At 66.9% G+C, this 23254-nt stretch carries 24 protein-coding genes and 2 riboswitches; of the genes, 19 read left to right on the forward strand and 5 right to left on the reverse strand.

Annotation, left to right across the window (positions count from 1 at the left end; translation table 11 throughout):
- Window positions 1-1038 (reverse strand): hypothetical protein (locus AC1DBX_RS20120; RefSeq protein ID WP_476932608.1); only part of this gene is annotated, 1038 nt, incomplete at its 3' end.
- 257 nt (window positions 1039-1295) lie between these two features.
- Entirely contained in the window at window positions 1296-2204 is a 909-nt protein-coding gene (locus AC1DBX_RS20125; protein WP_476932609.1) for a hypothetical protein, read from the reverse strand.
- A 157-nt stretch (window positions 2205-2361) separates the two neighbouring features.
- On the opposite strand from AC1DBX_RS20125, the gene AC1DBX_RS20130 reads away from it, so the two are divergent.
- From AC1DBX_RS20130 to rox, 3 genes are all read left to right on the forward strand, one after another.
- Window positions 2362-2871 carry an SRPBCC family protein gene (locus AC1DBX_RS20130; protein ID WP_476932610.1) on the forward strand — a complete coding sequence of 170 codons (510 nt, stop codon included), beginning with the start codon at window positions 2362-2364 and terminating at the stop codon, window positions 2869-2871.
- A gap of 809 nt (window positions 2872-3680) precedes the next feature.
- Entirely contained in the window at window positions 3681-4145 is a 465-nt protein-coding gene (locus AC1DBX_RS20135; protein ID WP_223914319.1) for a phage tail protein, read from the forward strand.
- A gap of 78 nt (window positions 4146-4223) precedes the next feature.
- Entirely contained in the window at window positions 4224-5684 is a 1461-nt protein-coding gene (gene rox / locus AC1DBX_RS20140; RefSeq protein WP_476932619.1) for a rifampin monooxygenase, read from the forward strand.
- Window positions 5685-5698: 14 nt separating this feature from the next.
- On the opposite strand, the gene AC1DBX_RS20145 is transcribed toward rox, so the two are convergent.
- Window positions 5699-6865: a cytochrome P450 gene (locus AC1DBX_RS20145; protein WP_476932611.1), complete on the reverse strand. Its 1167-nt coding sequence runs from the start codon at window positions 6863-6865 to the stop codon at window positions 5699-5701.
- Between the two features lie 285 nt (window positions 6866-7150).
- On the opposite strand from AC1DBX_RS20145, the gene AC1DBX_RS20150 reads away from it, so the two are divergent.
- The 13 genes from AC1DBX_RS20150 to AC1DBX_RS20210 all read left to right on the forward strand — a co-directional run bounded on the left by AC1DBX_RS20150 (window position 7151) and on the right by AC1DBX_RS20210 (window position 18050).
- Window positions 7151-7453, forward strand: coding sequence for a flagellar FlbD family protein (locus tag AC1DBX_RS20150; protein WP_018775806.1), 303 nt, complete (start codon window positions 7151-7153; stop codon window positions 7451-7453).
- Between the two features lie 2 nt (window positions 7454-7455).
- A complete protein-coding gene (locus AC1DBX_RS20155) occupies window positions 7456-8265 on the forward strand; it encodes a motility protein A (protein WP_028277084.1) in 810 nt (269 codons plus the stop codon).
- Complete coding sequence (locus AC1DBX_RS20160) at window positions 8262-9086, forward strand: OmpA/MotB family protein (protein ID WP_079555607.1); 825 nt, start codon at window positions 8262-8264, stop codon at window positions 9084-9086. The genes AC1DBX_RS20155 and AC1DBX_RS20160 overlap by 4 nt, the downstream gene beginning before the upstream one ends.
- A gap of 109 nt (window positions 9087-9195) precedes the next feature.
- The gene (locus tag AC1DBX_RS20165) at window positions 9196-10092 is read left to right on the forward strand and encodes a flagellar motor switch protein FliM (protein WP_476932612.1); all 897 of its coding nucleotides are present in this window, start codon (window positions 9196-9198) and stop codon (window positions 10090-10092) included.
- Window positions 10089-10811, forward strand: a complete 723-nt coding sequence (gene fliN / locus AC1DBX_RS20170; protein ID WP_028277087.1) for a flagellar motor switch protein FliN — start codon at window positions 10089-10091, stop codon at window positions 10809-10811. Before AC1DBX_RS20165 ends, fliN begins: the two co-directional genes overlap by 4 nt.
- The gene (gene fliO / locus AC1DBX_RS20175) at window positions 10812-11438 is read left to right on the forward strand and encodes a flagellar biosynthetic protein FliO (RefSeq protein ID WP_476932613.1); all 627 of its coding nucleotides are present in this window, start codon (window positions 10812-10814) and stop codon (window positions 11436-11438) included.
- A complete protein-coding gene (gene fliP, locus AC1DBX_RS20180; RefSeq protein WP_476872221.1) occupies window positions 11435-12301 on the forward strand; it encodes a flagellar type III secretion system pore protein FliP in 867 nt (288 codons plus the stop codon). The genes fliO and fliP overlap by 4 nt, the downstream gene beginning before the upstream one ends.
- Complete coding sequence (gene fliQ, locus AC1DBX_RS20185; protein WP_079555610.1) at window positions 12298-12573, forward strand: flagellar biosynthesis protein FliQ; 276 nt, start codon at window positions 12298-12300, stop codon at window positions 12571-12573. The genes fliP and fliQ overlap by 4 nt, the downstream gene beginning before the upstream one ends.
- Window position 12574: 1 nt before the next feature.
- Window positions 12575-13333, forward strand: coding sequence for a flagellar biosynthetic protein FliR (locus tag AC1DBX_RS20190; RefSeq protein WP_476872222.1), 759 nt, complete (start codon window positions 12575-12577; stop codon window positions 13331-13333).
- Window positions 13333-14421, forward strand: coding sequence for an EscU/YscU/HrcU family type III secretion system export apparatus switch protein (locus AC1DBX_RS20195; protein ID WP_223914313.1), 1089 nt, complete (start codon window positions 13333-13335; stop codon window positions 14419-14421). Before AC1DBX_RS20190 ends, AC1DBX_RS20195 begins: the two co-directional genes overlap by 1 nt.
- A gap of 73 nt (window positions 14422-14494) precedes the next feature.
- Window positions 14495-16543 (forward strand): flagellar biosynthesis protein FlhA, encoded by a 2049-nt coding sequence (locus AC1DBX_RS20200; RefSeq protein WP_476932614.1) that lies wholly within the window; start codon window positions 14495-14497, stop codon window positions 16541-16543.
- Window positions 16521-17792, forward strand: a complete 1272-nt coding sequence (locus tag AC1DBX_RS20205; RefSeq protein ID WP_476887942.1) for a hypothetical protein — start codon at window positions 16521-16523, stop codon at window positions 17790-17792. Before AC1DBX_RS20200 ends, AC1DBX_RS20205 begins: the two co-directional genes overlap by 23 nt.
- A gap of 9 nt (window positions 17793-17801) precedes the next feature.
- Window positions 17802-18050: a carbon storage regulator gene (locus tag AC1DBX_RS20210; protein WP_026538957.1), complete on the forward strand. Its 249-nt coding sequence runs from the start codon at window positions 17802-17804 to the stop codon at window positions 18048-18050.
- 14 nt (window positions 18051-18064) lie between these two features.
- On the opposite strand, the gene flgN is transcribed toward AC1DBX_RS20210, so the two are convergent.
- Window positions 18065-18580 carry a flagellar export chaperone FlgN gene (flgN, locus tag AC1DBX_RS20215; protein ID WP_476857540.1) on the reverse strand — a complete coding sequence of 172 codons (516 nt, stop codon included), beginning with the start codon at window positions 18578-18580 and terminating at the stop codon, window positions 18065-18067.
- 243 nt (window positions 18581-18823) lie between these two features.
- Here flgN and AC1DBX_RS20220 point away from each other — a divergent pair, with 243 nt between their 5' ends.
- Window positions 18824-19642, forward strand: coding sequence for a sigma-70 family RNA polymerase sigma factor (locus AC1DBX_RS20220; RefSeq protein ID WP_026538956.1), 819 nt, complete (start codon window positions 18824-18826; stop codon window positions 19640-19642).
- A 166-nt stretch (window positions 19643-19808) separates the two neighbouring features.
- On the forward strand, window positions 19809-20288 hold the full coding sequence (locus tag AC1DBX_RS20225) for a Dps family protein (RefSeq protein WP_028275324.1): 480 nt from the start codon (window positions 19809-19811) through the stop codon (window positions 20286-20288).
- A 140-nt stretch (window positions 20289-20428) separates the two neighbouring features.
- Here the strand turns inward: AC1DBX_RS20225 and AC1DBX_RS20230 are convergent, their stop codons facing one another.
- Complete coding sequence (locus tag AC1DBX_RS20230; protein WP_476932615.1) at window positions 20429-22015, reverse strand: MFS transporter; 1587 nt, start codon at window positions 22013-22015, stop codon at window positions 20429-20431.
- 67 nt (window positions 22016-22082) lie between these two features.
- On the opposite strand from AC1DBX_RS20230, the gene AC1DBX_RS20235 reads away from it, so the two are divergent.
- The gene (locus AC1DBX_RS20235; RefSeq protein WP_079555622.1) at window positions 22083-22622 is read left to right on the forward strand and encodes a TetR/AcrR family transcriptional regulator; all 540 of its coding nucleotides are present in this window, start codon (window positions 22083-22085) and stop codon (window positions 22620-22622) included.
- A gap of 378 nt (window positions 22623-23000) precedes the next feature.
- Window positions 23001-23099, forward strand: a riboswitch (glycine riboswitch).
- Window position 23100: 1 nt separating this feature from the next.
- Window positions 23101-23215, forward strand: a riboswitch (glycine riboswitch).
- Window positions 23216-23254 lie beyond the last annotated feature (39 nt).

Consider the following 23254-nt stretch of genomic DNA (forward strand, 5'->3'; position numbering starts at 1 on the left):
CAGGTTGACTGGGGCAGGGCCCCAGGTGCCGGGGTTGGCCGTGAGGGTGTAACCGACCCTGGTTGTCCCGGAGATCGTCGGAACCGGGGCCGGGGCAAGGGTACCTGCGGTGACTGCGGCCGTTGCGGTGGAGGACTTCGTGACCGTGGTGTAGCCGGCCTTGGTTCCGGTGACGCTCACGGTGATGCTTGTGCCTGCGCTTGCCGAGTCTAGGAGGTAGGTGGCGCCGGTCGCGCCGGAAATCGCGGCGCCGTTGCGCTTCCACTGATAAGCCAGGGCCGCGGCAGGACTCCAGGTGCCGGGGTTGGCAGTGAGCGTTTTGCCCACGCCGGGGGTGCCCGTGATCGTCGGTGTCGGTGCTGTAGGGAACGCGATGGTCGGCACCGACACCGCTGCGCTTGTTCTCGCGGTGGTGGTGTAGCCGGCCTTGGTTCCGGTGACGCTCACGGTGATGCTTGTGCCTGCGCTTGCCGAGTCCAGGAGGTAGGTGGCGCCGGTCGCGCCGGAAATCGCGGCGCCGTTGCGCTTCCACTGATAAGCCAGGGCCGCGGCAGGACTCCAGGTGCCGGGGTTGGCCGTTAGGGTGTAACCGACCCTGGTTGTCCCGGAGATCGTCGGAGCCGGGGCAACATCAAAGCTGTCGAGGACGGTGAAGCTGAGGTCGATGTTTTGGAGGGCAGGCGAGCTGGGGGACAGGCTCGTGTAGTTGCCGGCGGCGTCCTGGATGAGGATGCTGTGGATGTTCCATGTGCCGGCGGGCCAGGTCAGTGTGTCGACGGTGATGGTGGAGGTGCCGTGGTAGGTGTCGCCGTCCCTGGCGGTGATGGTGGCGTCGCAGGCGCAAGGTTGTTTACCCTCGGGGCCGGTGAGGTAGAACCACAGATTGGAAATGCCCGAAGCGTCGGTGATGGTCCAGTCGAAGGTGACCTTCTCGCCGGGACCGACGGTCCTGGGGGAGGCAAGGGAGACCGCGGACAGTTCCGCCGGCGTCACATCGGCCGACGCTATTGCCGACGACGGAGCGACCAGCAGGGTCAAAGCAATGCTGAGAATGGTGGCAAGCAGCGCATGCGCACGATATTTGATTTTGTCCCCCTCGAACTTACAGCCGTTCCGACCTCACATGCGGAACGCCTGAACTTTATCAAGGATTGGATTCACTTGTGACGATGACACGAATCAGGCGAATTTGCCCTTTAGAAGGCCGATAGAACCCGACAGGAAGGGCAGATCCCTTCGCTATGCGGACCCACAGGAGGCGGTCCAGATGGGCTTCGATGGGTGGGCGTGGGCATTCAGAGCCGGCCAGCCAACCGAAGGTTAGTGGCGTAGCGCAGAGCAACATTGGCCGCATCGCCATCTTTAACATACGGACGAAAGAGTTTCCTCAGACCAGCTTTTGTCACCATTGATGCCCCAGGCGCCCCGAACCCGGGGACGGTTGCAGTAGCAAGGCCGACGGCCAAGTTGACCACCATGCCGGCGGCGCCCGGAATGAGCCCGTACAAACTGCCGCGTGACTTCACCCGCTCGAGCTCTTCTTCAAAAGGCACGAAGTTCTCGCTTGCCGCAATCCGGATCCTTGCGGCGTATTCTGCCGTTGACTCGCCCATTCGAGAATCGCCAGTTGCAAGCAGCGTCGTTGAGAGTGCATCCCGGAATAACTGAAAGGCTTCCTCACCGCCACGAACCCTTATTACGTCCGCAAGATTTAGCTCAAGACGCGGGATTGCCAGTGTAAAGCCACCGCGAGAGATGCCGGCCCGGAGGGAATAGAAGGGGTCGAGCTCGACGGTGGGCGCTGCCGTGGCACCGCTTTGAGACGAGAAATCTTCAAGCGAGACGGCATCGCCAAGAAGGCTGGCAGCCGCCTTTATGTCAGAATTTGGAAAATAATGGTTGGCAAGCTGTGAAGGAGAGTCGGAGTCGAACAGGGCAATTGATGCTTCGCTGCCATACACCTCATAGAGCAAATCCCGGGCGGTATGCGAATCAAACATCGGATCGCGTTCTTCGTCGGAGGTTCCGTATGAAAGTTGAGGATTTCTAAATAAAATATCTCCCTTTTCAATGAGCTGCGAAACCGGAACGAACCCGTGGGCAACGGCAGCTAGTGCCGCTGCTGGATTGCCGTCCGCGGGCCTGAACGCTCCCAAGTAACCAAACGACTCCGCACCTGGATTGAGAGATTGAGCCCAAGCCACTGCAGGCGTGCCCGTCCGCACCCCGGGTCCTGCTGTGACTGCCGGGTCTCGGGTGGCGCACTTTCTCGGCTGATCAAAAGGACCTTTAGTGACGTGCTCTCCAGGGTGTCCCGCGAGTCGTGTTGTTGGGCTGCCACGCCGATGAAACACTCTGGCCATGAGTCCTTGGTTCGGGCGCAGGGAGGTCATGCCGCCAATGGCTGCTCCTTTCCTGCATTACGTATCTGCTATCACGTCCATCAATGCGTCACGCCAGCAAGTCTGGGACTTCATCAGACCGCCGGAGAACAGCGTTCTTATAGACCCGGATGTTATACGCGGCTTTCGGGCCCCTGGTGCCGAGGGAGTGGGTGAGATCCAGGTATTTATCTCCGTGCGCGATGGAGTGGAGAGCGTCTCTGCTCTGGAAGTTTTGGAAGAGATTCCGAAGGAGCTGGCTGTCACGAGGACAGTAGGTGGAGAGGATCCGGCGGGTCGGGGACGGACTGCGCTCTACACCGATGAACGCGGTGCGACGATTCTTGAACACGGGTTTCATTTCACCCTGCCGGCTGGTGCGGCGGGCTACTTGGAGCAGTATGAACAGCCTTACAGGCTCTTCTGCCGACAATATGTTGAACGGGTGAAGGCGTTCCTCGAACAGCGGCTACGTCACCCGGCGGGCTAGACAACTTTCACGAGGGCATAGGCCGACAACGAAAGACTCGGCGACCAGTCCTGCACCGCTCTTGGTCTCGTTCTTGAGAGCTGCTCGGCATCCCCAAGGGCTGCAGCTGACCCGGCGCGTACGTATCGACCGAGGAAATTCATAAGTTGGGTAGATTCTTCGATCCCTCAGACAACTCCATGTCCCCGGGCGGACCATCGGTTAGCCCTGGCCTGTCGATTGCTAGTCGCCTCTGGATGTTGAAGCACGGCTTCGCCCCATCAACCTGCTAAACACCTCGCCTCGGTCTAGAAGATGCAGATTTCGGTATCTGACCGAGGTCCTGAAGTAGCACGCCCGGGAGTTCAAATTAGATCCGGCTCGCTGTGGCATGCCCAGTTGTCCCCCGGGAGGATAATTTCGGCCGGCGGCATGGCACCCTGTTTTTGTCGGTCGGGGACGCCGGGCCCCGGCTGTTCCGGACACCATTTAGCAATAAGTCAGCTGAAAATCAAGGAGACAACTCTTGCTCTCGGGGCCGGTCTTTCGGCTGGTTCGGGGGTCTCATCTAGGAGACACCCGATCCGATCGAAATCCCAGGAGACACCCCCCGTCTTCCGACAGAAGCGCTAATGAGGGGAATCGTGCTTGTCCCCTAAGGATTCGGGAGACAGCTTCGGGTTTCCGGTATTGCCGGACCCGGAGCTGTCTCCCCGGATCACACCTCAGGGGGGCGTTTGCGTTCCGGCGTCCGGCAGCCACGTCGTCGCGTTAGCGGCAGCACGTCGTCGCGTTAGCATTGGTCCCAACACGTCTGTCCAGGAGGGCACATGCCGTACATCGTTGACTTCGAGACCGTTTCTACCGTCGGCTTGGAATCGTCGCCCGTCTCCGAGGCCCTCGCCGGGTTGCGCGCCAACGAGGCCCGCTATTACCGGAATAAGTACGGCCACGCCTTCACCGTGAGCCCCGCGGGCGAAGTTCCTGACGTGGTTGACCGGGTGAGCCGCATCCTCCGGGATGAACGCGAGATCGTGATCGGCTCCCGCCCGCTGGAGGCGACCGCCTTCGAAGTCGACGGTTTGCGGATGGCCTATGTTTTTTACGAGTCGGGGCTGTCGGTCAACGTCATGTACAGCATCGAGGACGGCGGGAAGAGAGCGGTGGGGTTCAAACTTGCCGACGGCATGGAAGTTCCGGAGGAATTGGCGCCGCGCTTCAAGTTCGCCCGCCAAAAGTCGAAGCTGGCGGGCGTTATTCGCGGCTCCTACTTCGTGATCAAGGGCGAGTACTGATCGGGCTCACCCCGCATTTCAGGGTGCGGGACGCAGCCGGGCAATCCGGGAAGTGAGTTTCTGGGATTGGGGTTCCATATTTTCGACGTGATCATTAGCGGCGGCGGCCCGACGGGGATGATGCTGGCCAGCGAGTTGCGGCTGCACGACGTGGACGTGCTCGTGCTGGAGAGGGACGCGGAGCCGAGCCAGGCGGTCCGTTCGCTCGGTCTGCACCCGCGCAGCATCGAGATCATGGACCAGCGCGGGCTGCTGGACCGGTTCCTCGCCCACGGGCAACAGTATCCCGGCGGCGTGGGTCGCTTCGCCGGGATCGACAAGCCCCGGCCGGTGAACCTGGACACCGCACACGGCTACGTCCTTGGCATCCCCCAGCCGGTCACCGATCGCCTGCTGGCCGAGCGCGCCGGTGAGCTCGGCGCCCAGATCCGCCGCGGCTGCGAGGTGGCAGGGGTCGAGCAGGACGAGGACGCGGTGAGCGTCGAACTCGCTGACGGCACACGGCTGCGCTCGCGCTGGCTGGTCGGCTGCGACGGCGGACGCAGCCTGGTGCGCAGACTGCTCGGCATCGGCTTCCCCGGCGAGCCGGCCAAGACCGAGTGGCTCCTGGGCGAGGTGAAGGTGACCGCGGCGCCGGACCAGCTGGCCGCGGTGGCCGAGGAGGTGCGCAAAACCCACAAGGGGTTCGGCATCGGCCCCGCCGGAAACGGCCTGTACCGCGCCGTCGTGCCCGCGGCGGCCGTGGCCGAGGACCGCTCGGTCCCGCCGACGCTGGAGGAGTTCCGGACGCAGCTGCGGGCGTTCGCAGGCACCGACTTCGGCGTCCACTCACCACGCTCCCTGTCCCGTTTCAGCGACGCCACCCGGCTTGCCGAGCAATACCGGGTGGGCCGCATTCTGCTCGCCGGCGATGCGGCGCACGTCCACCCGCCACTGGGAGGGCAGGGACTGAACCTCGGCATCCAGGACGCCTTCAACCTCGGCTGGAAGCTCGCCGCCGAGGTCAAAGGATGGGCGCCGGACGGGCTGCTGGACAGTTATTACGCCGAGCGTCACCCGGTCGCCGAAGGCGTGCTGACCATCACCCGCGCCCAGAGCGAGCTGCTGTCCACCGAGCCCGGCCCGCAGGCCGTGCGGCGGCTGCTGAGCGAGCTGATGGACTTCGAGGACGTCAGCCGTTTCCTGGCCGAGAAGATTACCGCGATCGGGGTCCGCTACGACTTCGGCGAAGGACCCGAGCTGCTCGGCAGGCGACTGCGCGACATTCCTCTGTCGCGGGGCCGTCTCTACGAACTCACCCGCAAAGGCCGCGGGCTCCTGCTGGACCAGACCGGCGAACTCTCCGTGGCAGGATGGGCGGACCGGATCGACCACGTCGCGGACACCAGCGGGGAACTGGACGCGCCCGCGGTCCTGCTCCGGCCGGACGGCCACGTCGCATGGATCGGCGACGACCAGGACGACCTGCTCCGCCACCTGCCGACATGGTTCGGGACCGCCCTCGAGGGCGCCGGAGACGGTCACGATCGCCGCCCCTGACGCCGTGCCCGCCGTCAGGCAGCCTGCCAGGTCACGGGAAGCCGTTTCGCCCCGTAAACGATCATGCTTTCCATCCGCTCCAACTGCGCGTCGGGGTCCACCGCAAGCCCCGGCAGCCGTGAGAGCACGGCCTCCAGCGCGATCCTGGCCTCCAGCCGCGCCAGGGGCGCCCCCAGACAGAAATGGATGCCCTGCCCGAAGGCGAGGTGACGGTTGGGTGAGCGTTCGACGTCGAACTCGTCCGGGCTCGGGAACTGCTCCCCGTCGCGGTTCGCCGAGCCGATCCAGGCAATGACCGGCGAGCCTGCCGGGATGGTGCGGCCGCGCACGGTCGTGTCGACGGCTGAGAGCCGGTACATGGACTGGACGGGGGAGCGGTAGCGCAGCACCTCTTCGATGGCGTGCGGGAGCAGGGCAGGCTCGGCGACGAGGCGTTCCGCCGTGCCCGGCGATTCGGTGAAGCACAGCACCGCATTGCCGATCAGGTTGGTGGTGGTCTCGTTTCCCGCCACGAGCAACAGGCTGCAGAATCCCAGCAACTCGATGGGGCTGAGCTTCTGCCCGTCGATCTCGGCCGCGAGGAGCGCGCTGATCAAATCATTGCCCGGCCGGTGCCGCCGCTCCTCGATCATGCCCATGAAGTACTCCGCCATTTCCCGGTTGGCTGCCGTGTGGACGGAATCGTCGGCGCCCGGGCGGGTCTGGCTCACGATCACGTCGGACCACAGCTTGAACCGGTCCCGGTCAGAGGCCGGAATGCCCATGAGTTCGGCGATCACGATCACCGGAAGCGGATAGGCGAGCTGTTCGATCAGGTCCGTGGCGCCGCCGGCCACCACCGGCTCCAGCAACTCGTCGGTCAGTTCCGAGATGCGCGGGGCGAGCGCTTCGACTGCCCGCGGCGTGAACGCCTGCGTCACGAGCGAACGCAACTGGCGGTGCCGCGGCGGGTCCGTGTTGACCAGGCTGGCGGCGAAGAGCTGGCCCGTTTCGGAGGGGTTGTCCCCGCCCATCCGGGAAGAAAATGTGGCGTGCTCGGAAAGGACCCGCTGCACGTCGTCGTAGCGGAACACGTGCCAGACGCCGGTGTCCGGGTCCTGGAAAACGGGTTCACTGTCCCGCATGGCTGCGTAGCGGGGAAACGGGTTCAACGGCTGCTCAAAATCCGGAAATGGCGCCATGGCTGGCCTTCCTGATGAGGCGGGCGGCCGTCGTTTCCTGGCACTGGGCCAACTGCACGGGACGAACTGCGGTGGAGCATACGTCCAACGGGGCGGGCCGGGTGGCCCCGTCAGATCCCACCCTAATACCGCGCGGCGGCCTTGGCACGGGGAATGTTGCTGCGCCGGCCGCCCCCGGGCACCGGCACGTTGACAAGGCGCCTGACGGCGGCGCCTAACGAAGGGGCCCCGGCTGCCGACAGTACGGAGGAGAACACCCTTCCCCTCACAGAGCAGAATCGGCCCATGATCGTCGTCACACGCCTCAACGGAACGCGCTTCGCGGTCAATCCGGACCTCATTGAACGCATCCACGAGAGCCCGGATACGCACTTGGTGACGCTCGACGGCGCCGCCTACGTGGTGCTCGAAAGCCTCGCCGAGGTGGTCGAGCTGATCGCGGAGTACCGGGCGTACATCCTGAGCAAAGCCCGGGACTTTCCGGCCATCACCGGCTATCCCCTCAGCCTGGTCCGGACTGAAGACCCGGACGACGACCCCTACGACGACGGCGCCGGTCCCACGGCGCCCGCGCAACCCAGAAAGTAACGATGGATCCCGCAACAGTCATCGGACTGCTCCTCGCCTTTGGCTCCGTTATCGCCATGGTGTCGCTCGAGGGCGCCAGCCTGTCGGCGTTGCTCCTCCCGGCCCCCATGATCCTGGTCTTCGGTGCCACGCTCGCCGTCGGGATCGCCGGAAACACCCTCAAAGACGTCGTCCAGGCCTTCAAAGCCCTCCCCAAGATGTTCCTCGGCAAAACCGCCAAGCCGCAGGAAAGCATTGACCAGATGGTCCGCTTCGCCGAAAAGGCGCGCAGCGAGGGCCTGCTGTCCCTGGAAGAGGAAGCGGCCAGCGTCAAGGACCCCTTCCTGGCCCGTGCCCTGCAGAACATCGCCGACGGCACCGACGCCGAGGACCTCCGGATGCTCATGGAGGACGAGATCGACTCCAAGTCCCGGAGCGATCACGCCAACTCCAAATTCTTCGCGAGCCTCGGCGGCTATGCCCCCACCGTGGGCATCATCGGCACCGTGGTGTCCCTGACCCACGTCCTGGAAAACCTCTCCACCCCGGACCACCTCGGCCCGATGATCGCGGCAGCCTTCGTCGCCACCCTGTGGGGCCTGCTGTCCGCCAACTTCATCTGGCTTCCCTTCAGCGCCCGGATGGCCCGGCTCTCGGAACTGGACATCGAACGGATGACGCTGCTCATGGAAGGCATGCTGTCGGTCCAGTCCGGTGCCCAGCCGCTTCTGCTGGCCGAACGGCTCCGCGCCATGGTCCCCGAGCACCAGCTCAAGAGCTCCGGCAAGAAGGCCGGCGCTGACAAGTCCGACAGGATGGACGAGGCAGCGTGAGCCCCAGGCGGCGCGGGCGGAAGAAGCCGGAAGAACACCACGTCGACGAACGCTGGATGGCGTCCTACATGGACATGGTCACCGTGCTGATGTGCATGTTCATCGTCCTGTTCGCGATGTCCACGGTGGACGCCAACAAGTTTGAAAAGCTTCGCAACTCCCTGGCCACGGGATTCGGCGCAGTCGCGACGGAAACGGTGGATACGGCGTCGGGCACAGTGGTGCCGCCGGAACTCGTGAAAGAGGACCTCGAGGCGTTCGCCGCCGTCAAGGGCGCGGCCACCGCATCCCCCGAGAACATGGCTGAAGCGATCAAGGAAGTGGACAAACTCAAGGCGCTGCAGCAGAAAATGCAGGCCGGCCTGGCGGCAGCCGGGCTGAGCGAGAACGTCGAGTTCCAGATCGACCAGCGCGGCCTGACGGTCAAGCTCGTCGGATCGCAGGCTTTCTTCGAACCTGACCGGCCCGAGCTCACCTCCCGGGCCTCCCGGGTGCTGCAGGTCATCTCACCGGTCCTCAAACCGGCCGGCATGGAAATCATGGTCGAGGGCCACGCCGCGAACGGCATCACGGCCTACCCCTCGACGTGGGAACTGTCCTCGGCGCGCGCCGTCAATGTCCTGCGGTACATGGTGGACCGCGGCGGCATAGCCCCCGGCACGATCGGTGCCGTCGCGTTCGGTTCTGCCCGCCAGGTCAACGACGACTCCACGCCGGCGCTCATGGAGCGAAACCGCCGGGTGGACATCGTGGTCATTTCCGACAAGCCCGACGTCGTCCGGGCACTGATTCCGGAGGCCTTGAAACTCAGCGAGAAGTAGCCGTTCGGGGCTACGGCGGATCGCCTGGGTTCTTTGCCGGAGTTTTGCCTGCATTTTTGCCTCCGGCAGATTGCTTACGCCACGAGTTCCCTTGCCGATAGTGGCAACCGTGAGTGTTCTGGATGAGCGGGAAGTGGCACGGGAGCGGACCGTCAGCGTCTATGACTTCCGCCGTCCTGCGACGCTCGCGCGCGAACACAGCCGGGTGCTGGAGCTCGCCTTCGAAACCTTCGCCMGCCAGTGGGGCACCCAGCTCACCGCCAAGGTCCGCGTCAAGTCCGTGGTGCGCCTGGAAGACGTCAGCATGCTCAGCTACGACGAGTACGCCGCCTCGCTGCCCGCCGTCACCGCCATGGTCCTGTGCACCGTGGAGGCCCACGATTCCAAGCTCGTGGTGCAGTTCCCCGGCCCGGCCGCCCTCGGCTGGGTCAACCGCATGCTCGGCGCCACCAACGATTCGCCCATGCCGGACCGCAAGTTCACCCAGATCGAGCAGGCGCTGATCAAGGGCCTGATGGACGAGGCCCTCGAAGACCTCGGCTATTCCCTGGGCCCGCTGCTCAGCGAGGCCGTCCGGGTGGACACCATCCAATACAACTCCCAGTTCGCCCAGGCCGCCGCACCCAGCGAACTGATGATCGTTGCCTCCTTCACCATGAGCGTCGGCGACGTCAACGCGCCCGCCACCCTGGCCGTTCCGGCCGGAATCCTGCTGGGACGGCTCAAGAAGGTCAACCCGACCGACTCCCGCGAAGACGCGGCCGCCCGCGTCAGCGCCCAACTGGAGCAGGTCCCGGTGGAACTGTCCGTACGGCTCTCGACGTCGTTCGTTACCCCGAGCCAGGTCCTGGGTCTCGCCGTCGGTGACGTCCTGACACTGCCGCACCTGGAGAACCGGCCCTTTGACCTCACCCTGGACGGAACCCGGCTGGCCACTGCCGCCCCGGCCCGCAACGGTTCCCGCGCGGCCGCAGTAATTGTCACAATCGAGGAGAACCAACGATGAGCATCACCCTGACCAAGCACGAAATGTCGGCGGAACGGCTCGTCGAGGAGCTCCCGAGCCCGGTGGCCCTGAAGGTTGTCGCGCTGGTGCCTGCCCGGTCCGCGGCGGCCTACGCCCGGCAGGCGGTCACGGCGACCTTCGTCGGCGCGGTGACCGCCGACCTCGCCCTCATGCTCAGCGACCGCACCTTCCTTGACGAGGCCGCCGGCGCGGGGTCCCAGCTGGGCCACGTCTCCGTGACCGACGTGCTGCGCCCCGCGATGGAAAGCGCCAGCTCAGTCTTCGGGGCCGGTGTCCTGTCCGACCTGCGTGAATCCGACGTCTCAGGGCTCCTCTCGGATCCCGACACGGCCGTTTTTGAACTCTCCGACGGCAGCAACGCTGCGGCCTGGTTCGCCGTCCGGCTCCGCGAACACAGCAACAGCCAGGAACGCGGCGGGGACCTGTTCGCCGGCGGGGACACCGTGGCCGGCCGGCTCGGCCGGATCAACAACATTGAAATGGCCCTGACCGTGGAGATCGGACGCACCCGGATGTCGGTCCGGGACGTCCTGTCGCTGGAACCGGGCAAGATCATCGAACTGGACCGCTCCGCCGGCGCCCCGGCCGACGTCCTGCTCAACGGCCGCCTGATCGCGCACGGCGAAGTCGTGGTCCTCGACCAGGACTACGCGGTGCGGATCACCCGGATCCTCGACGTGGCCGAGGGGCTCAGCTGAATGGACGCACTGATCCTCGGGCTGCGGGTAGTCGTGGCCCTGGGCGCGGTGCTTGGCCTCATGTGGTTCCTGCAGCACCGGCTGGGCAAGGGCACCGGACGGCGCCGGGCTGACCGCGCCTTGACCATCGTCAGCCGGCAGAGCCTCGGACAAAAAGCCTCCGTGGTGGTGGTCGACGCCGCCGGGCAGCGCTTCCTCCTGGGCGTCACCGAGCACGCCGTCAACGTCCTGCACACCGGGGACATTCCGCCCGAACCCGAAGAAGTCGCGGTCCCCGGCACCAGCCGCGGCTTGGGCGATTTCGCCCGGATCCTCGCTGACGCCAGCCCGCTCGCCGGCAACCACTTCAGCAGCCAGCCGGCCATGCCGGCAGGTGATGCCGCCGCTGACGGCGACGATTTTGCGGACGGTGTCGACGCCGACGATTTCGCCGACGGTCAGAACGGTATCCGGGAGTTGCCGCCGTCCCGCCGCAGCTCCCTTCACCGCGGCTCCGCGGCCCGCGGCCACGCCGGCCGCGTCAGCGCCGGCGGCGGGTCGGCCCATCCGCCGCTGCACGGCTCCATCCTGTCCGGCTCCACCTGGAAGCAGGCTGCCGCCGCGCTCAGGAGCGGACGCCGCAATTGATCTTCCCGCTCCCCACCAGCACCACCCGCCCGCGACCAGCTGGCGCAAGACCCCTCAGGCTCCTGGCCCTGGGGCTCGCCGCCGTGCTCTTTGCCGTCCTCCTGCTGTGGCTCAACGCCTCGGCAGGCCACGCCGCACCGATCGACCCTGTTGCGCCGGTGCCCCCGGCCGACCCTGCCAATCCCGACGGCGGGAACATCAACATCCAGATCAACGGGATGGACGGGAAACCTTCCTCCGCTGTCCTGACCCTGATCAGCATCACCCTCTTGGCCGTTGCGCCCTCGCTGTTGCTGATGATGACGTCCTTCACCAAGATCTTTGTGGTCCTGGCAATGACCCGCAACGCGCTGTCCCTGCCCTCCATCCCGCCGAACCAGGTCCTGGCCGGGCTGGCTCTGTTCCTCTCGATCTTTGTGATGTGGCCCGTCATCAACGAGATGAACACCCTCGGCGTCCAGCCCTACCTCAACGGCACACTGGACTTCAACGGTGCCGTCAGCGCCGCATCGGGTCCGCTGCAGCACTTCATGCTCGCCCACACGCGCGAGGAGGACATCGCCCTGATGTCCCGTGCCGCCGGAGCCGAGAACCCGGCCACGCCTGAGGCCGTGCCGCTGCAGACCCTCATCCCGGCGTTCATGATCTCCGAACTCCGTGCCGCGTTCATCATCGGCTTCGTCATCTTCATCCCGTTCCTCGTGATTGACCTCGTGGTGTCCGCGGCCCTGATGTCCATGGGCATGATGATGCTCCCGCCCGTCATGATCTCGCTGCCCTTCAAGATCCTGCTCTTCGTGCTCGTGGACGGCTGGGGCCTGATCATCACCGCGCTCATCCAGAGCTATGCGGGTTCAGGATGAACGCCAACGCGGTCCTGGACATCTGCCTCCAGGCCATGATCGTGGCCGCCAAGCTCTCCGCGCCCGTGCTGGTCACGGCGCTGGTGGTGGGCCTGGCCATCTCCCTGCTGCAGTCCATCACGCAGCTGCAGGAAGCCACGCTGTCCTTCGTGCCGAAGGCTGCCGCGGTGGCCGTGGCCCTGATTGTCTGCGGACACTGGATGATCTCGGAGATGGTGGGCTTCACCAACGACCTCTTCGCGAAGATTCCGTCCCTGCTCGGAGGCCTGTGAGGTGGGCATCCCCATCGACCCGGCCTGGCTTGAAGTCCTGCTGCTGGCTACGGTCCGGATGACCGCCTTCCTGGTCGTGGCACCGCCCTTCTCGCACCACGCCATTCCGGGGCGCGTCAAAGCCATGCTGGGGCTGGGCCTGGGCCTGGCGGTGACGCAGCGCCTGGCCGGCGGCTACATGCCCCGGGACACCGCCGGGTTCGTCACCGGTGTGGTCCTGGAGCTCGTCACCGGGCTGGTCCTGGGCTTCCTGGTCCTCGTCATCTTTTCCGCCATCCAGTCCGCCGGCAGCCTGATCGACCTTTTCAGCGGGTTCCAGATGGCCCAGGCCTACGACCCCCAAATGATGGTCAACGGCGCACAGTTCACCCGTCTCCTGCAAATGGCGGCGCTGGCCCTGCTCTTCGCCTCCGACGGCTACCAGCTCGTCATCACCGGCCTCACCGGCAGCTTTGCCGCCCTGCCGCTGGCCGGGGGGATCGACCTGGCCCAGCCGGTGCAGGCCATGATCGCGGCGGTGTCCGGCATGTTCCTTGCCGCCGTGCAGATCGCCGGCCCCCTCCTGGTGGTCCTGTTCCTTGCCGACGTCGGGCTCGGCCTGCTGACCCGCGTGGCCCCGGCGCTGAATGCCTTCTCCCTCGGCTTCCCGCTGAAAATCCTGCTCACCCTGACGCTGGCCGGATTCATGTTCCTGGCCCTGCCCCGACTCGTTTCCAGCCTCGCCGGGCAGGCGGCCAAAGCCGTACTGGGGGTGGGCTGATGGCGGATTCACAGGAAAAGACCGAGCAAGCCACCGAGAAACGAATGCGGGAGGTCCGCTCCAAGGGCCAGCTGTCCCGTTCCCAGGACCTCACCGCCTGGCTCGGCGTCGGCGCCGCCGCGCTGATGCTGCCCAGCACGGTGGACCGGGCCGCCAACGCCGCCACGGACCAGCTCTTCAGCATCCGCGGGATCGTGTCCGCCCCGGACCCCGGCAAAGCCGTCCGGGCGCTGGAAGCCGGCTTCGCGTCCATCGCCGGGATCGTCGGACCCCTGCTGGTTGTCGTATTCCTGGCCGTCCTCGCCGGCTCGGCCCTCCAGGGCGGTGTCCACCTGAAGAAATTCAGGCTCGAATTCGAACACTTCAACCTGCTCGCCGGGATCAAGCGGCTGTTCGGCGCGCAGGCCGTGTGGGGCGGCCTCAAGGCGCTGCTCAAGGCAAGCGTCGTGGGGCTGGTGCTCTACACCGTCGTGCAGGGACTGGTTCCGGTGCTGCTGACCGCCGGCGGCCTGCCCGTCGCCGGGGTAGTGCAGGCCGCCGCCGGCGGGATAGCCGCCCTGGTCCAGTTCGCGGTGGCCGCCGGCATCGTGCTGGCCGCGGCCGACTTCTTCGTCGTGATGCGGCGCAACCGCAAGAAGACGCGGATGTCCAAGAAGGAAGTCCAGGACGAAAACAAGAACAGCGAGGGCGATCCGCTGATCCGGTCCCAACGCCGGGCGCGCCAGATGGCCATGAGCCGCAACCGCATGATCGCGGCGATCGGGGACGCCGACGTCGTCCTGGTCAACCCCACGCACGTGGCGGTGGCCCTGAAATACGAGCCCGGAAAATCCGCACCCCGCGTCGTTGCCAAGGGCGCCGGCCACGTGGCTGCGAGGATCAGGGAAGAAGCCGAGGAAAAGAACGTTCCCATGGTCCAGGACATCCCGCTGGCCAGGGCCCTCCACGGGGCCTGTGAGCTGGGAGACGAGATCCCGGTGGACTTCTACCGGGCGGTGGCCGGCGTCCTCGCTTTCGTCATGGCACTCAAGGCCCGGGGCGCCGCCGCCGGGATGCACCGCATGACCACCACGGTGGCCACCGTATGAAACACGGCAGGCTCCACAGCGTGCAACACGGCACGAAAACTTCGGGAATCAGCGTCTGTGAAAGGACAGCACCATGAACAACAGGCTGAACCGGCTGGTGGTGCCCATCGGCATCGTGGGGATCGTGCTCCTGCTGGTGGTTCCCGTTCCCGCGCCGCTGCTCGACTTCCTCATCGTCTGCAACATCCTGCTGGCACTGCTGGTCCTGCTGACCAGCATGTTCGTCAAAAAACCGCTGGATTTCTCGGTGTTCCCGTCCCTGCTGCTGGTGGCCACACTGTTCCGGCTCGGCCTCAACGTCGCCTCAACCCGCCTGGTCCTGGGCAACGGATACGCCGGGCAGGTCATTGAAGCCTTCGGCAAGGTGACGGTCGGCGGCTCCATGATCATCGGCGCCGTCGTGTTCCTCATCCTCGTGGTGATCCAGTTCGTCGTGGTCACCAAGGGCGCCGAGCGCGTGGCCGAGGTGGGCGCGCGCTTCACCCTCGACGCCATGCCAGGCAAGCAGATGGCGATCGACGCCGACCTCAACGCCGGCCTCCTCACCGACACCCAGGCCCGGGAGCGGCGGGCCGAAGTCTCTGCCGAGGCCGACTTCTACGGCGCCATGGACGGCGCCTCGAAGTTCGTCAAGGGCGACGCCATCGCGGGCATCATCATTATCATCATCAACTTCGTCGGCGGCATCGCCATCGGCATGGTCCAGCGCGGCCTGGAAATCGGCGACGCCCTGAACACCTACGGCCTGCTGACCATGGGCGACGGGCTCGTCACCCAGATCCCGGCACTGCTCATGGCCGTCTCCACCGGCATGATCGTGACCCGGTCCAACGCCGAGTCCGACATGGGGCGGACGGCCTCCACCCAGCTGCTGCAGTCACCGAACGCCCTCATGATCGCCGGCGTCGCCGCCGTCGCCATGGCACTGATCCCCGGCATGCCCCCGATTCCGTTCGTCGTCGTAGGCGCCGGCCTGTTCATCGCCTCCCGCCGGACGGCGGCAAGCCAACAGCTGGCGGAAACGGCCCGGGAGGCTGAGTCGACCGCGCTGAACTTCCCGGAACAGGATCCGAACGAGAAACTGCTGGAAGACATGCGCATCCACCCCGTGGAGATCCTGCTCGCACCTGACCTCGTGGATATGGTCTCCGGCGCCTCCGATGACCTCCTGGCCCGGGTCCGGTCCCTGCGGCACAAGATCGCCATGGAACTTGGCCTGGTCATCCCGCCGGTGCGCACCCGGGACAGTGTGGACCTGCCGCCGTCGACCTACGCCATCCGGATTGCCGGCGTGGAAGCCGGCCGCGGCACGGCCCCCAGCGGCCAGATGCTCGCCCTGGGCGAGAACCTGGACTCGCTCCCGGGCCCGGCGATGATCGAACCCGTATTTGGGCTCGCCGGGAAATGGATTCCGGGGGAGATGCGCCACAACGCCGAAATGACAGGTGCCACAGTGATCGACCGGGTCTCCGTCCTGGTCACCCACCTGTCCTCGATCGTCGCGGCGAACGCTGCCCGGCTGCTGTCCCGCGAGGACGTCCGGGTGCTGACCGAGGGCGTGCGCAAGCAGAGCCCCTCCGCCGTCGACGAACTGACCCCGGCCCTGCTCTCCCTCGCCGAGCTGCAGCGCGTCCTCCAGGGCCTGCTGGATGAGCAGGTGCCCATCAACGACCTCGCCCGGATCTATGAGGCCCTCACGCTCCGTGCCAAGATTTCCACGGATCCGGAATCGCTTGTGGAAGCCGCCCGGCAGGCCCTGGGCCCCGCCCTCACGGCCAAGTTCATGGACGGCGAGGTGCTCAACGTCATCATGATCGACCCCGTCCTGGAACAACACATGCTCGAGGACATGCGGCCCGCGGAGGGCGGCAGCCAGATCGTCATGGGGCAGGAACGGCTCGACGCCGTGCTGCGCTCGGTGCGGTCGGCCGTCGACGCCGCGGCCGCCGCCAACCGCCAGGCCGTGCTTGTCTGTGCACCCGCGCTCCGGCCCGCCATCTACCGCCTCGTCGGGGCGCAGCCGGGATCGGTGCCCGTGTTGTCCTACCGCGAGGTGACCTCCGCCAACGTCCGGATCGAAACAGTAGGAGTGGTGCGCCATGCCGAACCGCTATCGGCTTAAGGGAGCCTCGCTCGAGGAAATCCGCCGCAAGGCAGAACAGCTGTACGGTTCGGCGGCCCGGATCGTGTCCGCCGAACGCGTCAGCAGCCCCGGAATCGCCGGCCTCTTCGCCCAGGACCGCTACGAGGCCATGATCGAGCTCCAGTCCAAACACGAGGTCGTCACCGGCGAGGTAGTGCCTGACGCCGACATCCTGGCCGGGGCCGATTCCGGCCCGGCGACTGGTGGTCCCGCCGGGGAGACCGCCGCCGGGGCGGCTACCGCGGGCACTGTTCCGGGCGCCGGGACCCCCGCCGGGAAGTACGACGCCGGAGCCGTGGCGGCAGCACCGGCCCCGCCGGCGGCCCGGGCCGCAGCGCAGGCGGGCCCGGCCGGAGGGTCGGCACGGCCCGCCGCCCCGACCCATCACCTGCAGGGCGCCGCCATCGCCGCACTCCTGGAGGAGGCGGACGCCGCCGAGCTGAGCCTGCACCGGCCCGCTCCTGCCGGTGTGTCCACCGAATCGCGGGACTTCGCCGAACTGCTGGAACAGCTCGGCACCGGGCTCCGGACCCCCACAGATCCGCCCGCCGCAGCGCCCGCCGCCGCCGGGAGCCCCGCGCACCCCGCCGCAGCCGTCGGGAGCCCCGCGCACCCGGCCGCCGTCGCGCAACCGGCCGCCGTCGGGAGCCCCGCGCACCCGGCCGCCGTCGCGCCGGGCAACGCTGCGGGTGCCCCGGCTCCGGCTCCGCTGACCGGCGTCGGCGATCTCGTGCTCCTGATCGGGCTGGGGGAGGACGCGATGGATACCGCCCTGGCCATGTCCATGGCCTCCGGAGGTGCCGATGTGCGCACCGCCGGTGAGCTCTCCGCCTATGGCCACCTGCACGTCGACGGACGCCAAAGTGCCACGGCCGCGCGCGCCCATGCCGTGGTGACGGAGCGCACCGTCCTGGTGGCGTTCGGACTGGGCAAAGCCCGCAACGCCCTGGCCCGGGTGCCGTCCGTGGCGGCGCTCTCCGCCGACCAGGTCTGGGTTGTGGTCGATGCCGGACGCAAGCACGAGGACACGGCGCGCTGGGTCGGCGTGCTGTCCGCCCAGCTCAACGTGACCGCGGTAGCGGTGGTCGGCGCCTCGGAGACCGGGTCGCCTGAAAGCGTCAACGGCCTGGGACTGCCCGTGGGCTGGATCGACGGGCGCCCCGCCGGGCCCGAACCGACATGGCAGAACCGGCGGGAATCGTACGATGCTCCCCGGACTGAAGGGTAGATTGAGAGGATGCTGGTACTTACACGCAAGCCGGGCGAACAGATCATGATCGGCGACGGCATCGTCATCACTGTTCTGGAAGGCCGCGGCGACGGTGTTCGGATAGGCATTGAGGCGCCCCGCGGTGTGCCGATCCAGCGCCGGGAAGTCATCGAAGCCATCGCAGCGGCGAACCTCGCGGCGGCGGAAGCGGGCCCGGACGCCGAGGAAGCGCTGCGCGGGCTCATGCCGCCGCGCGCCACTCCCGCCGACGGCTGAGGACCCGCACCGGATCAGACATGGTCCCCGCCGAGATACTGGGCCAGGAGCGGCTGGGCTGAACGCCGGAGCACGGCGAGGGACCGCTCCAGGTTTCCTCCCATGGTCAGCTGGTCCAGAAGCCCGGCCGTACCCGCCGGGCCGGCGCGTCCCGGCATCGGGAGGCTCCGCAGCGCGTCCTCATTCACGCTGGAAGCCTCGCCCAGCCGGGCCAGGAGTGCGTGCAGGGCGTCCAGATGCTCGCGCAGGATCTCGGGCCATGGCCCGGCGGGCGCGGCCGCAATCAGTTCGACGAGCGTGGTCTGTGCCGGCAGGCCCCATTGGGCCGCCACGGCAGCGGACTCGACGCTCCGGGCCAGGGCTTCGAAGCGCAGGCGGTCCAGCACGGTTTCAATCTCGGAGGCCATGAAGCTCAGCCATTCCAGATTCCCGGCCACGACGTGCAGGCGCTGCGTTTCCAGCCTGAAGAGGAGTAGCTCCAGCTGCCGCCGCTCCTGCCACAGTGCCGCGGAGAGATCACTTGCGCTCATGTGCCCCATTCTCTTTCCGCCCCGTGAATCACAGCTTCGGGGCGGTCACCGCATTTTTCGCACAGCTTTTCCCTGAGGGTACACGCAGATCTTGGAACAGGTGATAGGTTTCCTCCATGGGTGCTGCGCCCTACTTGCGAACGCTGACTCCAATTGGGGGAGCACCGGTCGGTTTTGGGTGCGGCTCTCGGCGTTTTAAGGGTCGAGGACCCTTCGGATCCGGTCTCATGGGGGGACACAGTATTGAATCGCGTGGAACGCAACGAGATGGTCACGCAGCACCTTCCGCTGGTGGGGTATCTCGTCTCAGATTTGTGCTCGAAGGCGTCACACCTTTCTCGCGATGACTTGGCGTCAGCCGGCGCTATTGCCCTGATTACCTCGGCCGATTCGTTCGATCCAGGCCTCGGGGTGCCGTTCGGCGCTTTCGCGCGCCGGCGTATCCTTGGCGCCTTCGCAGACGAGATGCGGGCCAGCGACTGGGCCACCCGATCCGCCCGCCGCCGGATCAAGGAAACCATGTCCGTGCAGGAAACCCTGGCGTCCGCCCTGGGCCGCACCCCCACAGTGGACGAGATCGCCTCTGCCCTGGGCGTCCAGCAGAGCGTTGTGGAGGCCGCGCTCGCGGATGCCTCGCGCACATTGACGCCCCTCGACGAGGCCGTGGTGGACACCCTGGCCGCCGAAACCCTCACCCCGGAACACTCCGTGCTCGCGGACGAACGGCTCCAGTACCTTCGGGCCGCCGTGAAATCCCTTCCGGAACGGATGCGCTACGTGGTGGAGGAGATCTATTTCGGAGACCGCACGGTCAAAGACCTGGCCGCGGAACTCGGATCCACGCACGCAGCGGTGTCCCAGCAGCGTTCGGAAGCCATCCGGCTCATGCGCGACGGCCTGAGCGCCCACTACGCCGACGACCCCGAGCAGCCGTTCCAGCCCCAGTCCAGGATTACCCCGAGGCGGCGCAACGACTACCTCACCCAGCTGTCCGAATCCACCTCCGGCGGCATCACACGGGCCGTGTTCCCGCGTGGGCCCATCCTCAACGAGGCCGTCTAAGCCGCCCCCAAAACGGTTAGTAAGCCGACTTAGTAAGCTGACCGAGAAATTCCTCCCAGAAGCATCGCGGCCCGGCGCCGCGCTGCGGTAGCGTCGGAAGCATCGGCCGGGGTGCCAGCAATGGCATGCGCGGCCCGCACGGCACCGGTTCTATCGAGGAGGATTCATGAAAGCATCACCAACATTGACGACCAACCTGCAGGCAGTACTGGTGGACCTGATCGAACTCCACGTTCAGGGCAAGCAGGCACACTGGAACATCGTCGGGACCAACTTCAGGGACCTTCACCTCCAGCTGGATGAAATCATCGACGCCGCCCGGGGATTCGCGGATGACCTTGCCGAGCGCATGCGTGCCCTCCACGCCCTCCCGGACGGCCGAAGCTCCACGGTTTCCAAGTCCACCGCACTGGCCGAGTTCCCGAAGGGCCTGATCAACACGAAGGACGCCATCGAGCGGATTGTCGCCGCGCTTGAGGCGGCCGTCGGCACCATGCGCAAGGTCCATGACGAAGTGGACGAGGAAGATCCCACCACCGCGGATCTGCTGCACGAGTTCATCGCCAAGTTTGAGCAGTACGCCTGGATGGTGAATGCCGAGACCATGCGGGCCACTGCCAGCGTGACCACCCCGGACAGCAAGTAGGGACCGGCTCCCACAGCCCCCCCCCAAAAAAAACAGCAGCGTCCGGCACCGGGTATCCTCCCGGCGCCGGACGCTGCTGTTTAAGGGCTGGAACCCCTTGGTGCTGACGACGGCGTGACGCTGACGGCGGCCGCTTAGCCTTATTGGGCCTTCGGCACCGACCGCAGGACGACGGCGGCCAGGACGCAGGCCCCGGACATCAGGACCAGTGCAATGGACGCCGTGACGTGCACGCCCGAGTCGAAGGCGGTGCGCGCGGCCGCCGTCACCGCCTCGGCCAGGGGCGCCGGAAGCATCCGGGCCAGATCCACAGCGCCGGCCAGGGTTTCACCGGCCTGGCTGGTGGCCGCCGCCGGGGCGAGTTCGGACACGCCCGCGGGAAGCCGGAGGTTGCCCTGGTAGGAGGCCGTCAGGATTGAGCCGAGAATCGCCGTACCCAGCAGGGACCCCACTTCGTAGCCCGTCTCGGAGATAGCGGCGGCTGCCCCTGCCTTGTCGGCGGGCGCCGCGCCCAGGATCAGGTCATTGGAGATCGTCTCCGCGGCCCCCACCCCCAGGCAGAGCACCAGCAGGGCGGCAAGGAGCAGCGACGGGCCCTGGCTGTGGTCGCCGAATGCCACCACGAAATAGCCCGCCGCGCTCAGCAGCAGGCCGCCGGCCACCACAAAGCCGGGCCGCACCTTGCGCACCAGCGGGACCACGAGCAGCCCCGCTACAACTGTGGCGATGAGGGCCGGGACCATGGCGACGCCGGAGGCCGAGGGGGACTGGCCCTCCAGCAGCTGCAGGTGCTGGGCCAGGAAGAGAATGAAGCCGTTGAAGGAGAACAGTGCCAGGACGTTGGCCACAATGGCCGTACTGAAGATCCGGTTGCCAAACAGGCTGACGTCGAGCATCGGCGCGGTGCTGTGGTCTGTCCTGTGGATACGGGCAAGCGCGCGTTGCCGCCGGATGAACACATAGCCCATGAGCAGGCCGGTTCCGATGCTCGCGAAGGCCTCGGGAGCCGGCCCGTGGGTGGCAAGGGCCTTGATCCCGTAGACCACCGGCACCATGACCAGCAGGGACAGGGCAATGCTGGGCACGTCCACCCGGCCCGGCTTCGGATCGCGGGATTCCGGGATCAGGGCCGGCCCGAGCAGCAGCAGCGGCAGGATGATCGGCACCGCGACCAGCAGGACGGCGCCCCACCAGAAGTGTTCCACCAGCCAGCCGCCGACAATCGGGCCGAGGGCGGCGCCGCCGGAGAAGCCGGCGGCCCAGACCGCCACCGCCAGCCTGCGCCGGTTGGGCTGCGGAAAGATGTTCCGGATCAGCGACAGCGTGGACGGCATTAGTATGGCGCCGAAAAGGCCAAGCCCGGCGCGGCCGGCGATCAGCCATTCCGCACTCGGCGCGAACGCCGTCACGGCCGACACCGCGGCAAAGCCCGCGCTGCCCACGAACAGCAGCCGGCGCCGGCCGATCCTGTCGCCCAGGGAACCCATCGCGACCAGGAGCCCGGCCAGGACCAGGGGATAGGCATCGACGATCCAGAGCAGTTCGACGCCGGAGGCGGTCAGGCTGCTGGCGATGGCCGGCAGGGCGAACGTGAGCGCGGTGTTGTCCACGGCCACGAGCAGGACGGGGAACATCAGCAGGGCCAGCGCCACCCAGTCACGCCACGGTGCCCGGGGCCCGGTGGCCGCAGGAGTGCTGGTGGCTACGGTGATCGATGAAATGCTCATAAGGATAACTGTACCGTCTGGACGGTACAGTTAAGAAATGCGCGTGCGGACAGGCATGATGGGAGGCATGCCCAGGAAACCCGTCGCCCGCGAGGCCGTCCTCGATGCCTTCGAATCCCTGCTCATCGAAGTCGGTGAACGCGCCGCGACGCTGGACGCCGTCGCGCGCCGGGCCGGCGTCTCCAAGGGCGGCCTGCTCTACCATTTTCCGACGAAAGAGGCCATGATCGCGGTCCTGCTGGAACGGCTGGACCGGCTCCTGGCTGCCGATGTTGCGGCCATGGCGGCAGCCCCGGAAGGGGCGGCGGCGTACTTCATCAAGTCCTCGGTGTGGGCGGACACGCCCATGGACCGGGTCTTCGTGGCGGCCACGCGGCTCGCCGAGGTGGCGCACGGGGAAACCCTCCGCCGCTTCGCCGCCGGCCAGGCGAGCTGGCTGGAACTGCTGGCGGCCGACGTCGGGCCCGCCATGGCGAAGGCCGTCCTGTGCATGGGGGACGGGCTGTACTTCAACGCCATGCTGGCGCGGGGTCCCGGCGGGCCGCCGCCGGAAGTCGAGGCGGACGTCCAGAGCCTCCTGGCCGCCGTCGAGCGCCTGCGCGGCTGACGCCCACACCCACACCCTCCGACCCCCTACTCCCCGCCGACCCCCCTTACTCCCCGCCGACCCCCTACGCCCCGCCGACCCCCTACTCCCCGCCGACCCCCTACGCCCCGCCGACCCCCTACTCCCCGCCGACCCCCTACGCCCCGCCGACCCCCTACTCCCCGCCGAATTCGCCGGAAGCGTTCGAGTACGCCGGAAAGTTGCGGCGACTCCGGGCGTTTCCGGCGAATTCGCGCCGCCGGATTCGCCACCGGGTGGCTCGTGGCCCGTAACCTGGGTCCGCCGCCGGGAGGGAGTTTGCGGACGCGCGCCCGGCATAGGACAATGAGAGCTGTGACTGTAGTCACCCCCGATTGAACACCTAATTAAATACGCCTTTGATCTGCGGCGGGAGAGTCCTGCAAGTAGGTACAAGCAGGCGCCGTAGGAGCAAACCCTCCCCAGGAATCTCTCAGGCCCATGTACCGCCGCGGCAAGGCATCTCTGGAAAGTAGCAGGCGTGTCCCGGACATGCTGTGCTCACCGACGGTGCAAGCGGAGCCCTGAAACGCGGGCTGCGCGGAAACTCTCAGGTCCAATACAGAGCGGGGAGGAACCCGAATCAATGTGGCGTACCCTGCGCCGCCTGAGTT

The sequence above is a fragment of the Arthrobacter sp. 10N44_2 genome, from assembly GCF_056394385.1.

Excerpts from the sequence above, each read along its gene's own strand:
- AC1DBX_RS20225 (WP_028275324.1), top strand. The coding sequence starts at position 19,809 with ATGAAAGCATCACCAACATTGACGACCAACCTGCAGGCAGTACTGGTG.
- AC1DBX_RS20205 (WP_476887942.1), top strand. The coding sequence starts at position 16,521 with ATGCCGAACCGCTATCGGCTTAAGGGAGCCTCGCTCGAGGAAATCCGC.
- AC1DBX_RS20210 (WP_026538957.1), top strand. The coding sequence starts at position 17,802 with ATGCTGGTACTTACACGCAAGCCGGGCGAACAGATCATGATCGGCGAC.
- AC1DBX_RS20200 (WP_476932614.1), top strand. The coding sequence starts at position 14,495 with ATGAACAACAGGCTGAACCGGCTGGTGGTGCCCATCGGCATCGTGGGG.
- AC1DBX_RS20145 (WP_476932611.1), bottom strand. The coding sequence starts at position 6,865 with ATGGCGCCATTTCCGGATTTTGAGCAGCCGTTGAACCCGTTTCCCCGC.
- AC1DBX_RS20155 (WP_028277084.1), top strand. The coding sequence starts at position 7,456 with ATGGATCCCGCAACAGTCATCGGACTGCTCCTCGCCTTTGGCTCCGTT.
- AC1DBX_RS20130 (WP_476932610.1), top strand. The coding sequence starts at position 2,362 with ATGAGTCCTTGGTTCGGGCGCAGGGAGGTCATGCCGCCAATGGCTGCT.
- flgN (WP_476857540.1), bottom strand. The coding sequence starts at position 18,580 with ATGAGCGCAAGTGATCTCTCCGCGGCACTGTGGCAGGAGCGGCGGCAG.
- AC1DBX_RS20150 (WP_018775806.1), top strand. The coding sequence starts at position 7,151 with ATGATCGTCGTCACACGCCTCAACGGAACGCGCTTCGCGGTCAATCCG.
- AC1DBX_RS20235 (WP_079555622.1), top strand. The coding sequence starts at position 22,083 with ATGCCCAGGAAACCCGTCGCCCGCGAGGCCGTCCTCGATGCCTTCGAA.
- fliN (WP_028277087.1), top strand. The coding sequence starts at position 10,089 with ATGAGCATCACCCTGACCAAGCACGAAATGTCGGCGGAACGGCTCGTC.
- AC1DBX_RS20135 (WP_223914319.1), top strand. The coding sequence starts at position 3,681 with ATGCCGTACATCGTTGACTTCGAGACCGTTTCTACCGTCGGCTTGGAA.
- fliQ (WP_079555610.1), top strand. The coding sequence starts at position 12,298 with ATGAACGCCAACGCGGTCCTGGACATCTGCCTCCAGGCCATGATCGTG.
- fliO (WP_476932613.1), top strand. The coding sequence starts at position 10,812 with ATGGACGCACTGATCCTCGGGCTGCGGGTAGTCGTGGCCCTGGGCGCG.
- AC1DBX_RS20195 (WP_223914313.1), top strand. The coding sequence starts at position 13,333 with ATGGCGGATTCACAGGAAAAGACCGAGCAAGCCACCGAGAAACGAATG.
- AC1DBX_RS20230 (WP_476932615.1), bottom strand. The coding sequence starts at position 22,015 with ATGAGCATTTCATCGATCACCGTAGCCACCAGCACTCCTGCGGCCACC.